Origin of the sequence: Sulfuricaulis sp., assembly GCF_049587675.1 — a bacterium.
Lineage (GTDB): Bacteria > Pseudomonadota > Gammaproteobacteria > Acidiferrobacterales > Sulfurifustaceae > Sulfuricaulis.
In genome coordinates, this window is the sequence record NZ_JBAVEJ010000030.1 from 1 (window position 1) to 12,401 (window position 12,401).

Genomic DNA, 12,401 nt, shown 5'->3' on the forward strand with positions numbered 1-12,401 from the left:
TCTTTGCCATCCGGTCAGGTTTTCGACGAACGACGGCCCGAGGACAAATTGACCGCAATACAGAAGCGATCCCAGATTCGTTTCGTTCGTCGGATGCGGTGCGGGGCGTGACCGCTCAGCGTCAGGATTTTTCTCACTCATTGAAGATTGCGCTCATGGTAGTGAGTATTAGTTCGTGTTTTCTTCAGCCCAAGGGATACTTAGCGTAACGAAGGGGGCATATGCAATTAGTTACCGGTGCCTCCCCAGAGAGCTTCCAGCGCTAATCGACCGTATTCGAGGGTTTTCCATTGAGATAGTTTTCAACATTTTCGATTAACAACCCTAACTTTGTTTGCTTGGCTTCTTGCGTGATACACGCGATAGAAGGGTATATGACACAATTCCTGTATCGAGCAAGGCGTAGCGCCTGTTCAGGCGACAGTTCGTCTGAATGGTCCAGGATAAATGTTATGTCATCGAGTTTTAGCCTTTTCTCCAGTTCGTCCAGGTCGATAACCTCGATCGGTGCCAGGTGCACGACGACAGCGCCTGGTTTGATCAGATTTATCCGATCGGCATTGATGAATTTTTCCGTCGCCGGAACATGAGTCAGATTGATTGAGAGAAAATCGCTGCTGCTCAGTACGGCGCTGATATCCGCGTAACGAAAGCCAGTCTTTTCGGCGTCCGGTTTTCGGTTCCTCGACCAATAGGAAACGTCGGCACCAAACCCATCGCTGGCAATCTCCGCAATTCTTCTGCCAATTCGACCCAATCCTATCACTCCAAATTTCTTGTTTTTTATTTCGTGTCCTCGATATCCGAATCCTGAATAATTACCACCGCGCGCCTGGGACTTGGCTCTTTCAATTTCTCTTATATGTTCCAATATCAATCCAAAAGCAAACTCAGCTACGCCCTCCGTGCTGTAACCGGGTGTGTTACATACAGTGATGCCTCTGCTGGCTGAATATTTAACATCGATTCGACCGCATCCTGTCCCGAACACGCCTATGTATTTCAAATTCGGGGCGGCGTTAATCATTGTCTTATCGACTGCAATCCCGGTTTCCACCAGCAGACAATCTGTCTCGGCCAGGTGACGGGTGACTTCAGGGCTATATTCGGAAAGAACCCTGTTCTCTTCGCACACTGGTACCAAACGCCGATATGCTTGCTCGCTAAAATCACTCTGAGAATAGCTGAGCATCACAATTTTTTTGAATTTCACGGTTATATTGAATTCAATTCATGAAGTCCCACGCCATCAAACCATTATTGGCAAATCGACATTATTGATGGCGGTCATGCCCCTTATGGTAAGCATAGCAATTCCACTCATGATATTTTTGGTATGCAAAACGGCGCTTTACAGACTGGGCACGAGCTACCTCGGCCCTGTGAGATTGTCTGCGGTAGAAAGCCTCTGTTTTCCGCTTCAGTGCCGAGTTAGCGGGAAGATCCAAGGGCCACAAAATAACCACTTATGCCGCTGCTGCCTGCAATCAGCAATGCGAAATAAACGAGAGCTTGCAGCCAGCCACGCGGATGTTCCCAGCTCACGTCGGGCAGCGCGAAAGATTCACGAACTGCAACAGGGCGGCCACGTGGATGCGGCGGTAATCGTTTTATTTCGTCGCGTCCATGACCATGATTCGTGCGACCATGGACATACGGATCGCGGCGGGCAGAGCCGACATGCCGATCCTCCCTTGTGCCGATGGCCGATTCTACGGGATAGTGCGTCGCCGGAGCATCCCATACACGACCAATAGTGCCGTCGCCGCCAGCAGGTGCTTGAGCGAATGACCGCTGATGATTTCTCGGGTCCACCCGAACACCGCCCGGTCGTAATACTCTGCCAGCTTCGAGACCAGGTAGATCGCAAGCGCCGCCAGCAGATAGCCGCGGTCTTGCCCCGGATGGTTGTACAGGAGCAGCACCACCGGAAGCAGGAGCAAGGGCAGGAACTGTACCAGCACGTACAGCCGCAGATCGTCGGTGTAGTGCCAGGTGATCACGCTTGCGAGGCCGAGAAAGATCGCGGGTGCTAGCAGATATTTTTCCAGCCGCGGATTCACGTGTTCGGACAGCACCGCCACCGATAGCGCCATGAAGCCGACGCTCATGGGTAGCCGGTCCCACACCAGTGTGCCGTTGTTCGGCGCGAGGTGATAGTAGCCGGAGCCCAGGGACACCAGCGCTACGCCGGTGAAGCAGGCCATCCATGCCCAGCGCGCCCCGTGCCCGTGCTGCCTGCGCGCGCACAAACCAATCCCCGCTATGCCCACGGCAAGGAACACGAGATTGGTGACGACATTGAGGAAACTGGAGATGCCGAGCAGGCCGCGGCGATCGGCAAAGACATGATACATCGGGTCCTGTGCGATCGGTGGCAGCGCCATAACCGCGGCCAGTGCCATGATCGGCAGCAGGACTAGCAGGTAGGCGCGACGCGTGGGATGAATCACTCGCATAATTCTCCGAACCGGGGAAGGCTTTTACTGGATATCCCCTTATAACGTGCTAAAAATACATGAAGCATCATAACAACAACCGTAAATAGAAAATTAAGGGGACCGCTTGGAAAAGCGTATTCACGAACGTCAGGAGGTCTCGATTACCGTTGAAATTCTTGACCCGCCCCATCTCGGCAAGGTCTCTCTTGTCACCAAGAACATCAGCAAGCACGGCGCGTTTGTTCAGTTAGCCAAGGAGAAATGTCTGCCCGTGGGACGCATTGTATCGCTGCGCATGTCGGGTGTGTTATGGGGCGAAAAACTATCCACGGTTTCCGCCCGGGTCGTGCGCGTGACCGATGAAGGGATGGGTTTGCAGTTTCTCGACTTTGATTTCATGTAGACGCTACGTGACCGGACTATCGACGGCTCAGGAATTAATTGGGCCGAGCTGATCCGGGGCACCCTATTTTTGCTGCTAATCTCTCGGAAAATCCTGACGTCGCCGCCTTGCCCGCCAAGCAACGCGGTCCGGGCAATTTGCCGTTTTCTCATGGCGTTGTCGGCGCCAATTGTATGTGCCCGGCAAGAAGCGTAGCGTAATGAGGACCGAATCCGGAGTGCCGTCAGCCGGGAAAATCGACCGCGGCGCGCAGCCTGTATCTCCTGCCGGCATTGCACAAGGGAGGTGTAACTATATGGCCACGATTACCGCCAAGATCGAACGCCACGTGGTGCTGCTGGACGAGAACCGGACCACGTACGAGGCCGCCGTGCTCATGTCTGAAAAGCATATCGGTTCGGTGGTTGTGACCCGCGAATCCCGCGTCATCGGCCTCTTCACCGAGCGCGATCTGATACGCGACATGGCGCAGAAACGCCGCGATCCGATAACGGTCAAAATCAGGGAAGTGATGCGCCCGGAGTTCGTGCGGGTATCACCGGCGGAACGCAGTGAGCGCTGCATCGAACTCATGAAAACGCACCAGTGCCGGCATCTGCTGGTGTTCGACGGCGATGCCTTCGTCGGCATCATTTCGCTGCGCGACCTGCTGCTGGTGCTGCTCGAGGAGAAAGAGGAACTCATCCGCCAGCTCACGAGGTACGTCACGAGCTGACGGGGAAAGCGCCGAACCCATTCGAATGCTTCTAACTTTTCTTGCCCCAGAGTTCCTCAAGGCGCTGATCGCGCCCGCAGCTGTAGCGGTAGTACTTGTAGCGCAGCGGATTCTTCTTGTAGTAATCCTGATGGTAGTCTTCGGCCGCATAGAACGTCGCGGCCGGACGGATCGTAGTCACGACCTGCTTGCCTAGTTTCTTTTCAATCGCGGCCTTCGATTGTTCCGCCAGTTTTTTCTGCTCGTCGTTCTGGTAAAAGACTGCGGATGTGTAGGTGCTGCCGCGGTCGCAGAATTGTCCGCCCTTGTCGAGCGGATCGACGTTGCGCCAGAACACCTCCAGCAGTTTTTCGTAACTGATCTGCTTCGGGTCGAAGATGACCTGCACTGCCTCGACGTGCCCGGTATCGCCCGCCGAAACCTGCTCGTAGGTCGGGTTCACCTTCTGCCCACCGGTATAACCCGAGGTGACCGACATCACGCCCGGGAGTTCATCGAACGGATGCACCATGCACCAGAAGCACCCGCCGGCGAAGATGGCCGTTGCCGTCGCCTTGCCCTTGGTTACCGGTTCCGCCGCCGAGGCTGCCAACGCCACGCCCAGCACCAGCCCGGCCAGTGCCGCCATGAATCCTGATAGGTTTATACGCATCGAAAGCCCCTTATCGATTTAGCTCGTGGGCTTTATGACCCGTCTTTGGGTCAATGGTTGCGAGGGTGATAACCGACCGGAAATAAGAAAGCCGCCTATCAGGGGGCTTCTGGCTTCATGCCGGTCAATAATTGGAGCGCTATGGGCGAAGCGGGGTGCCGCCACCGTTTCCCGAAGGTCCTTTGGGTTCGGCGGCCTCAGCCAGGGCGGGCGACACCAAAAGCGCGTCCTTGCTCCCGGCACAGTTGCTCAGCACCAGCTCGGGCGGGTCGACGGAGAAGGTGAAGGGGGCGGCCTTGTTGAGGGCGGAGAGCCCCAGAATCTGGCGCGTGTGGGCCGGGAAGACAGCCGCCTCGACGTTGCGGAGAGTGCAGGTACCGATGCGCAATTCGGTGATCGAGTAGACCGGGATCACGAGCTCGGTCCCGTTGGCCAGGATGGCGCGCAACTCTTTCACGTACTGCACCTGTTTTCGTTTCTGCAGGGCACTCAGTGTTTGTTCGTTGATGGTCAAATAACCCGAACCGGTATCGACCATGAATTCGCTGATGCCCAGATCGGCGATCTGGGCATTCACGTAATAGGTCGCCATCCCCTTGTCATGCATGGGTACCGTAACGTCGAACTCATCCCCCAGAACAGGGCTTGAGACGAGCGTCACTGCAACAGCCAGCCAGGAACAGTGTATTGCAGACAAGGGCATGCTTCTCCCACGTAAGCCACGCCGGTTGTCAACCTTCGGCGTGTCGTGTTGTGACATCTCAACACTTATCTTTATGAAATAGTTGACGCCAGCATAAAGATCAAGAGCGTGGGGGGCGAACTGCGCCTGTCCTGTTCACGGGAGCTGCATTTCCGGTGGTTATATGCTTCGATCTACTAGATGCCGACTGTGAAGAAACTCGTACTGCACCGCGAGCACTGTTTATGATAGGGACAAAAAAAGCCCCATTCCCCGCGACGCGGGGAATGGGGCTTAGACCCTCACGCGGGCGAGGGTATCGTCGTTATTTGGTTTCCTTCGGCATGGCTTCTTTTGGCGTGGCTTCCAACGCGGAGAACTCTGCCGCATCGAGCTTGCCGTTCTTGTTTGCATCGGCCTGATTGAACTTATTGTTCACGTCGGACGATTTCTTCGCTTCATCACGGCTGATTTGACCATCATGGTTCGCATCCAATTCCTGGAACGCGGCAGTGCCAGCGCCGGCCCAAGCGAAACCAGAGACCGTGATTAGCGTCAGTGCGGCGAGTAAGTGCTTCTTCTTCATAACAACCTCCTTTGTCGTGTGAATGATAAAAACTGCTTCCTAAAAAAGAAGCAGCACATTTGATAACAGACTGTCGACGATGGTTCCAACTCGTCCCGATTGTCGGTTGACCGATCCAGATCGGAGGTTAGCGGGGTGATGAAAAAACTCGATAACACGTTCTCGGTGGCCATGGCGATTGAAGCCATGCACGACAGCAGCCCGGCTAGTGTAAGCGCTAATCTCACCAATGTCATGCGCATCGAAAGCCCCTCGTTTAATCTAATCAGTTCAGGCGCATCGGCAGGGCTTAAGGTTATTGGTTGTGGGGGGCCAACATTCTATTTTTCCAATCCGGCTCGCACGGCGAGTTAGGCGTGTGCCCAGCTTCGTGAGGAGCGCAGGGTACGTACCGCACGCGTTGTCTGTGTGCGGCGAAGCGATCGGGCGGTCTTCTCTTTGGTTTCTTTCTCTTGGCCGGACAAGAGAAAGAAACCCGCCTGCGGTGCGGGGAACCGCAATTAATGCGCCGCCGCAGGCGGCTCGACCCCGCAACCGATAATAGTTGTAGCTATTGAGTGAGGCTCGTGTATAGTGCCCGGGTTGCAGCGCACTTCTTACAGTCAGTTCGGTAGTTCCTCCCAGATTTCTTCGGCAGTTACTCCCGCGTTCGCTTTCAGGAATGAACTGCAAACCATCGCAATTCAACCAAATAGAGGTATTTTCGTGATTACAGGAACAGTAAAGTGGTTCAACGACGCCAAAGGTTTTGGTTTCATCACCCCGTCTGACGGCAGCAAGGATGTCTTCGTGCATCATTCCGCTGTCCAGGGTTCGGGCTTCAAGAGCCTGACCGAGGGACAGCAGGTGAAATTCGAGCTGGAACAGGGCCCGAAAGGTCCGTCGGCATCGAACGTTCAGCCGGCTTAACGCCAGGCACTGCGAAAGCAGCGTTTGAAACGAAGACCCCGCCGAGTGGCGGGGTCTTTTTTTTGCATCAAGGGTAGAGGAGACTATTCCGGCGAGCCCATTTCCTTTTCCATATCCTGCTGCATCTGCTCGCGCTGTTTCGCGTTGATCTCTTCGCGGCGCTTTATGCGCTTCTCGACGGCATCGGGTTTCTCGGGGATGGTTTTCTCGCCGAACAGCACCTGCTTGAGATAACGCGACGCGAATTTCAGTAGCTCCTCTTCATCGGACAGCAGCTTCTGGAAATACGCCGGTTCGATGTCGTAGACGTCGTGGAAGAAGGGGCTGGCGACGAACACGCGGAAGTTGTCGAGGTCGTAGCTCGCGAGATAGAAGAGGTCCAGGCTCCTCTGCGACGGCGCGCCGACGGTCGGACCGCTGGAGCGTTTCTTCAGAATGATGTCGCGCCATTCGCGGGTCAATTCGTCGTACTGTTCGACGCCTTGCTCCTGGCGATATTCGCGCACGGTCAGCGTGCGCGGCTCGTCGTGGCCGAGGCAGTGCTCTTCCTTCACCACAAAATAGAAATCTTCCGGCTTGGAGGAGTCCTTGGAGCGCATGGTGGTGGCGCCGAGGGCATAATAGCGGCAGGCGGTGGGGCGGTCTTCGTACACGCCGCAGCCTTCGGGGGTCAGGAACTGGCAAGCCGCGCTGCCAGGCTTGGTCTTCATGCGGATGCCCGGAATGCCGTGGCCATCCATCTCGAAAACGACGGCGTGTTTGTCGAGAAATTCCTGTGACGTAACGCCCAGGCGGTTCTTGAGCCGCAGGATGTCGTAGGGCGTGAGCATGATGTTGATGTTCTCGCAGCACTTGTTGAAGCAGGCGATGCCCTTGCGGCAACGGAACTGGATTTTGTCGTCCAGGCCGAGCTTCACCGGCACGACCGGGCTCGACGGACGCGGGTCCTTGATGTTCGGATCGTTGAAGTCCTGGCTCATGGGATCACCTCTGAATACGGCCGGCGGATACCGGGCCGGCAATTTTACACCTTAAAACAAAAGGGGTCCGGGTTGCCCCGGACCCCCACATTTACAGCGTTACGGCTCGATTACTTGACCAGCTGCACGTACGGGACTTTCTTCAGTGCCCACTTGTGAGTGTTGCGGTCGTACGTCGAGTTCACGAACACCTTCCAGTTTGTGTCATCGATAAAGTTGTAGTCCGCGCGGTAGTAGAAGCCCGGGTAACGAGTCTCTTCACGGAACTGGATGTGCTTCATGTGCGCTTCGGCGGTGAGGATGCGGTGGTAGTTCTCCCACGCGCGCAGCAACTCGTGCAGGTCCTTGGCGCGCATCTTCAGGGAGTCTTCCTTCAGCATCTCGAGCTTGGCTTCGCAGATCTCAAGCAACTTCGCGTTGGTCTGGTAGTAGGTCGCCACACCCGCACAGTACTCGTCCATGATCTTCTGCAGACGGAACTGCAGCATCTTGGGCGTGATGTAGTTCGGGTTGACGTCGATCGCCGTGGTGTAGTTCTTGTGCTCGAGGAAGGTTTTTACCGGACGGTAGATCTCCTCGACCAGCTCCGCGACCGTGTGCTCCATCTCGGGCTTCCAGTCCTTGTTGTCCATGACGAACTTGACCATGCCCTTGGCGGCGATGCGGCCTTCGGCATGCGAACCGGAGGAGAACTTGTGACCGGAGGCGCCCACGCCGTCGCCGGCGGTGAACAGACCCTTGACGGTCGTCATCGAGCGATAGCCCCAGCTCCACTCCTTCGGCGCACCGACGTCGGTCGGGCCCGAGACCCAGATACCGGCGCAGCCGGAATGCGAACCCAGCAGGTACGGCTCGGTCGGCATGAGTTCGGACGGCTTCTTGTCCGGCTCGATGTTCTCGCCGGCCCAGATGCCGCACTGGCTGATGGTCATGTCGAGGAAGTCTTCCCAGGCTTCCGCCAGCAGGTGCTGCACTTCCTTGGGCGTCATGTTCTTCGCCAGATTGGCGAGCGCCGTCGGGGTGTCCATGATGATCGGGCCGCGGCCGGCGCGCATCTCTTCGAGCATGATGTGGTTGCGCAGGCAGGTGCCCGGTACGCCCTGGCCGTATTTGCCGAAGCGTTTCTCGTCTTTGATGATATGGCCGTGGATGGCGTTGTAGTCCTCGCCCATGCCGTTCATGACCTTGGCCTTGAACAGCAGGAACCAGGCGCCCACCGGACCGTAACCGTCCTTGAAGCGGGCGGGCACGAAGCGGTTTTCCATCATGGTCATCTCGGCGCCGCATTCGGCCGCCATCGCGTAGGTTGAACCGGCATTCCACACCGGGTACCAGGCGCGGCCGCCGCCTTCACCGATGGAGCGGGGACGGAACACGTTCACCGCACCGCCGCACACCAGCAGGCAGGCCTTGAACTTGTAGACGTAGAGGGTGTTTTCACGCACCGAGAAACCGGCGGCGCCGGCGACGCGGTTCGGGTCGTTCTTGTCATTGACCAGACGCACGATGAACACGCGCTCGCGGATGTTTTCCATCCCCAGCGCCTTCTTCGCGGCCTCGGCGACGATCCACTTGTAGGACTCGCCGTTGATCATGATCTGCCATTTGCCGGAACGCACCGGTTTGCCGCCCTGGGTGAGCTTCTTGCTTTCGTCACCAGGCTGCTTCCATACCGGCAGGCCCCATTCCTCGAAATGATGCACCGAGTCGTCCACGTGACGGCCGACGTCGTACACCAGGTCTTCGCGGATGATGCCCATCAGGTCGTTACGCACGTAGCGCACGTAGTCGGCCGGATCGTTCTCGCCGCAATAAGTGTTGATCGCGGACAGGCCCATGGCCACGGCGCCGGAGCGGTCCATGGCGGCCTTGTCGACGAGCTTCACCTTGATGTTCTGGCCCTTGGCCTTGGCGGCCTCGGTCCATTGTCCGATTTCGTACGCGGCGCCACACGCGGCCATACCGCCGCCGATAATGAGGATGTCGACTTCTTCCTCGATTATCTGCGGATTACCAAAAGTACCTTCTGCCATGATTGTTCACCTTCTGTGACGGCGATCCGCCGGGGCACACGGCCCCTCGCGGCAGATTCGCCGGTGGTTGTTGAAATGTTTAACCGCTGATCAACTGGCTGCGGTCGGTCTTGTGAATGCTGTCGGCCGAATAGAACTCGATGGCATCGATCTTCGCCACATCGGCTTTGGGCTTGCCTTCATACGGCTTGATCGAGCCTTCCGGTGTGGTGCGAATCGGGAACTTGAAGCGCTTGATGGTGCCGTTGCGGAACTTGATGGTCCACATGATCGAGTCGGTGCCGCGCAGCGGCTGTACGGAACCGCCGAGGGGGACGACGTCGGCATAGTGACGGCACTCGATGGCCTGTTGCGGGCAGATCTTCACGCAGGAATAGCATTCCCAGCACTGCTCGGGTTCCTGGTTCCATGCCTTCATCGCATGGCCGGTTTCGGAACCGTCCTTGTCGAGTTTCATCAGGTCATGGGGGCAGATGTACATGCAAGCGGTCTTGTCCTGACCCTTGCAGCCATCGCATTTGTCGGTACGTACGAATGTAGGCATGGTGTCACTCCATCTATCTAAAGGTTGCAGTTAAAAACGGTAAAGCCATTAACGAACACTAAACTTTTGATTCTTATCGGGCCGAATGGCCGGAAAGCTTGACTTCGACTTTCTCGGTCAGGCTGCCGTAATACGCGCGCAGCACCGTCAGCACCTCGGGGCGCGAGAACTCGGCCGGGACATCGCCGCCCTCGGACAGCATCTTGCGCAGCTTGGTGCCGGACAGCAGCAGGCGATCCTTCTCGTCATGCGGACAAGTGCGGGCCGACGCCATGCCGCCGCACTTGTAGCACCAGAAGGTCCAATCGATCTTGAGCGGCTTGGTTTCGAGCGCGTCTTTCGGAATCTGATCGAAGATGTGATGCGCGTCGAACGGGCCGTAGTAGCTGCCGACACCGGCGTGGTCGCGGCCGACGATCAAGTGCGAGCAACCGTAGTTCTGACGGAACAGCGCGTGCAGCAGCGCTTCGCGCGGACCGGCGTAACGCATGTCGAGCGGATAGCCGGCCTGGATCACGGTGTTCTTGACGAAGTATTTTTCGATCAGCACGCCGATGGCCTTGGAACGAACATCGGCGGGGATGTCGCCGGGCTTGAGCTTGCCGAGCAGGGAGTGGATGAGCACGCCGTCGCAGGTTTCGACCGCAACTTTGGCGAGGTATTCGTGGGAGCGGTGCATCGGGTTGCGGGTCTGAAACGCGGCGACCGTGGACCAGCCATTCTTTTTGAACATCTCGCGGGTTTGGGCGGGGGTGAGGAATTCGTCGCCGTATTTTTCGGGGAAACCGCCCTGCGAAAGAACTTTTACCGGGCCGGCGAGATTGACCTCGCCCTGTTCCATGACCATCTTGACGCCGGGGTGTTCCAGGTCGGCCGTCTTGTACACCATCATGCACTCATGCGCCTTATCTATGGTGTACTTCTCGGTGACCTTCATCGTGGCCATGATCTCGCCGGACTCGCTGTCCACGAGCGCCACGTCGGTGCCGGTCTTGATGCCGTCGGCGGTGGCTTTGTCGGTGGAGAGAGTGATCGGGATCGGCCAGAACAGGCCGTTGGCCATTTTCATTCCGTCGCAGACGCCCTGCCAGTCGGCCTTGGTCATGAACCCGTCGAGCGGGGTGAACCCGCCGATGCCGAGCATGATGAGATCGCCGGACTCGCGCGAGCTGATGTTAACCTTGGGTAGATTTTGAGCGCGTTTCTTTTCTTCAGTGAGCGCTGCGCCTTGGAGGAGCAGGGTTTTGAGCTCCCCGCCGCCGTGTGGATTGACCAGTTTAGACATAGAGAACCTTTTCCCCTTTATGCCAGAAAAACTGAAAAGACGGTGTCGCTGCACCTGAGGCGCGAAACTGTATAGCGTCACCGACTCCAAAACTAATTAGAAATACTGGTGCCGCTCATAAGTTTCACTTATTTGCGGTGGTGACACATTGACCCCTGGAAACGGAGATCGTTCATGGCAACGCAGGATGTCTGTGAGACAGGCTTGCCGCGAACCCTCAGGAGGGCGATCATTCTATCGCAGATTACCCTGTCGTCCACCTTATTAAATGCAGGGGATTTAATTCATGAGTATTACGGTCAGGTTTTTCGCCAGCGTGCGCGAGCGTTTGGGTAAGGCACAGGAGATCATCGATAGCGCGGGCATTTATAATGTTGCCGATGTCTGGAAGCAGAGCGCGCGAACTGCCTTGCCAGACAACCTGCTGGCGGCGGTGAATATGGAATACGCCCGGCCCGACCAGCCGGTACGCGACGGCGACGAGGTGGCGTTCTTTCCGCCCGTAACCGGGGGCGCGCCATGACTGTACGTTTACTGGCCGCGGCCTTCGATCCCTGGCAGGAGATCGTGCGCTACCAATCGGGGCAGCCGAACTTGGCCGGGAAGTTCGGCGCCACGACCGTGTTCGTCGGCACGCTGCGCGATTTCAATCAGGGCAGCGCGGTGCAGGCCATGACCCTCGAGCATTACGAGCCCATGACCGAGAAGCATCTCGAGCGTGTGGCCCGCGAGGCGGCGGAGCGCTGGCCGATTGACGACCTGCTGGTGATTCACCGTTACGGCGAGTTGCACCCCAACGACCCGATCGTGTGCGTGGCGGTGTGGGCGGCGCACCGCGAGTCGGCGTTCGCCGCGTGCCGTTATGTGATTGACGAACTGAAAACGCGCGCGCCGTTCTGGAAACAGGAGATGACGAAGGAGGGGCGGCGTTGGGTGGCGTCGGAACCAAAAGCCAAGTAAAAGCGGTTCGACGCGGCTTGTGGTTTTTGAATCAGAAATTATTTCGAAGCAGATATTTCACGGTTTTTTCGCGGTCGCAGGCGACTTGGCGGCCTGGCTTTTCTTGATTTCGCGGTAGCGTTCCATTTCGTCGGCGTATTGTTTGCGCAAGGCTTCCTGTTCCTTGTGCTTCTCTGCGACCACGCTCTCATGCCGCGCGATCTGTTTCTTG

The 12,401-nt window shown here is 57.1% G+C and carries 16 protein-coding genes; 7 read left to right on the forward strand and 9 right to left on the reverse strand.

The window, feature by feature from the left end:
- Nucleotides 1-209: hypothetical protein (locus WB402_RS01160; protein ID WP_424204928.1), on the forward strand; the 209-nt coding region annotated here is incomplete at its 5' end.
- A 53-nt stretch (nucleotides 210-262) separates the two neighbouring features.
- On the opposite strand, the gene WB402_RS01165 is transcribed toward WB402_RS01160, so the two are convergent.
- Together WB402_RS01165 and WB402_RS01170 are read right to left on the reverse strand one after the other, a co-directional pair.
- Nucleotides 263-1,213 (reverse strand): 2-hydroxyacid dehydrogenase, encoded by a 951-nt coding sequence (locus WB402_RS01165; RefSeq protein WP_424204930.1) that lies wholly within the window; start codon nucleotides 1,211-1,213, stop codon nucleotides 263-265.
- 499 nt (nucleotides 1,214-1,712) lie between these two features.
- The gene (locus WB402_RS01170; protein WP_424204932.1) at nucleotides 1,713-2,459 is read right to left on the reverse strand and encodes a DUF6962 family protein; all 747 of its coding nucleotides are present in this window, start codon (nucleotides 2,457-2,459) and stop codon (nucleotides 1,713-1,715) included.
- Nucleotides 2,460-2,565: 106 nt separating this feature from the next.
- Between WB402_RS01170 and WB402_RS01175 the strand changes: the two genes are divergently transcribed.
- Both WB402_RS01175 and WB402_RS01180 read left to right on the forward strand, forming a co-directional pair.
- Complete coding sequence (locus WB402_RS01175) at nucleotides 2,566-2,844, forward strand: PilZ domain-containing protein (RefSeq protein WP_424204934.1); 279 nt, start codon at nucleotides 2,566-2,568, stop codon at nucleotides 2,842-2,844.
- Between the two features lie 295 nt (nucleotides 2,845-3,139).
- Entirely contained in the window at nucleotides 3,140-3,559 is a 420-nt protein-coding gene (locus WB402_RS01180) for a CBS domain-containing protein (protein WP_424204935.1), read from the forward strand.
- A gap of 31 nt (nucleotides 3,560-3,590) precedes the next feature.
- Here WB402_RS01180 and msrA read toward each other — a convergent pair whose 3' ends face one another.
- The 3 genes from msrA to WB402_RS01195 form a co-directional block, all read right to left on the reverse strand.
- Nucleotides 3,591-4,211, reverse strand: a complete 621-nt coding sequence (gene msrA / locus WB402_RS01185; protein ID WP_424204937.1) for a peptide-methionine (S)-S-oxide reductase MsrA — start codon at nucleotides 4,209-4,211, stop codon at nucleotides 3,591-3,593.
- Nucleotides 4,212-4,350: 139 nt separating this feature from the next.
- Nucleotides 4,351-4,908: a retropepsin-like aspartic protease family protein gene (locus WB402_RS01190; protein ID WP_424204939.1), complete on the reverse strand. Its 558-nt coding sequence runs from the start codon at nucleotides 4,906-4,908 to the stop codon at nucleotides 4,351-4,353.
- A gap of 310 nt (nucleotides 4,909-5,218) precedes the next feature.
- Entirely contained in the window at nucleotides 5,219-5,479 is a 261-nt protein-coding gene (locus WB402_RS01195; protein ID WP_424204941.1) for a crotonobetainyl-CoA--carnitine CoA-transferase, read from the reverse strand.
- A 138-nt stretch (nucleotides 5,480-5,617) separates the two neighbouring features.
- On the opposite strand from WB402_RS01195, the gene WB402_RS01200 reads away from it, so the two are divergent.
- Entirely contained in the window at nucleotides 5,618-5,833 is a 216-nt protein-coding gene (locus WB402_RS01200) for a hypothetical protein (RefSeq protein ID WP_424204943.1), read from the forward strand.
- 351 nt (nucleotides 5,834-6,184) lie between these two features.
- Nucleotides 6,185-6,388 (forward strand): cold-shock protein, encoded by a 204-nt coding sequence (locus WB402_RS01205; protein WP_424204945.1) that lies wholly within the window; start codon nucleotides 6,185-6,187, stop codon nucleotides 6,386-6,388.
- 83 nt (nucleotides 6,389-6,471) lie between these two features.
- Here WB402_RS01205 and WB402_RS01210 read toward each other — a convergent pair whose 3' ends face one another.
- From WB402_RS01210 to sat, 4 genes are all read right to left on the reverse strand, one after another.
- Complete coding sequence (locus tag WB402_RS01210) at nucleotides 6,472-7,368, reverse strand: YkgJ family cysteine cluster protein (RefSeq protein WP_424204947.1); 897 nt, start codon at nucleotides 7,366-7,368, stop codon at nucleotides 6,472-6,474.
- A gap of 110 nt (nucleotides 7,369-7,478) precedes the next feature.
- A complete protein-coding gene (gene aprA, locus WB402_RS01215) occupies nucleotides 7,479-9,401 on the reverse strand; it encodes an adenylyl-sulfate reductase subunit alpha (protein ID WP_424204949.1) in 1,923 nt (640 codons plus the stop codon).
- Nucleotides 9,402-9,480: 79 nt separating this feature from the next.
- Nucleotides 9,481-9,945 carry an adenylyl-sulfate reductase subunit beta gene (gene aprB, locus WB402_RS01220; protein ID WP_424204950.1) on the reverse strand — a complete coding sequence of 155 codons (465 nt, stop codon included), beginning with the start codon at nucleotides 9,943-9,945 and terminating at the stop codon, nucleotides 9,481-9,483.
- Between the two features lie 73 nt (nucleotides 9,946-10,018).
- A complete protein-coding gene (sat, locus tag WB402_RS01225; protein WP_424204952.1) occupies nucleotides 10,019-11,230 on the reverse strand; it encodes a sulfate adenylyltransferase in 1,212 nt (403 codons plus the stop codon).
- Nucleotides 11,231-11,516: 286 nt separating this feature from the next.
- On the opposite strand from sat, the gene WB402_RS01230 reads away from it, so the two are divergent.
- Both WB402_RS01230 and WB402_RS01235 read left to right on the forward strand, forming a co-directional pair.
- Nucleotides 11,517-11,753: a MoaD/ThiS family protein gene (locus WB402_RS01230; protein WP_424204954.1), complete on the forward strand. Its 237-nt coding sequence runs from the start codon at nucleotides 11,517-11,519 to the stop codon at nucleotides 11,751-11,753.
- The gene (locus tag WB402_RS01235; protein WP_424204955.1) at nucleotides 11,750-12,190 is read left to right on the forward strand and encodes a molybdenum cofactor biosynthesis protein MoaE; all 441 of its coding nucleotides are present in this window, start codon (nucleotides 11,750-11,752) and stop codon (nucleotides 12,188-12,190) included. Before WB402_RS01230 ends, WB402_RS01235 begins: the two co-directional genes overlap by 4 nt.
- The last annotated feature ends 211 nt before the right edge of the window (nucleotides 12,191-12,401 follow it).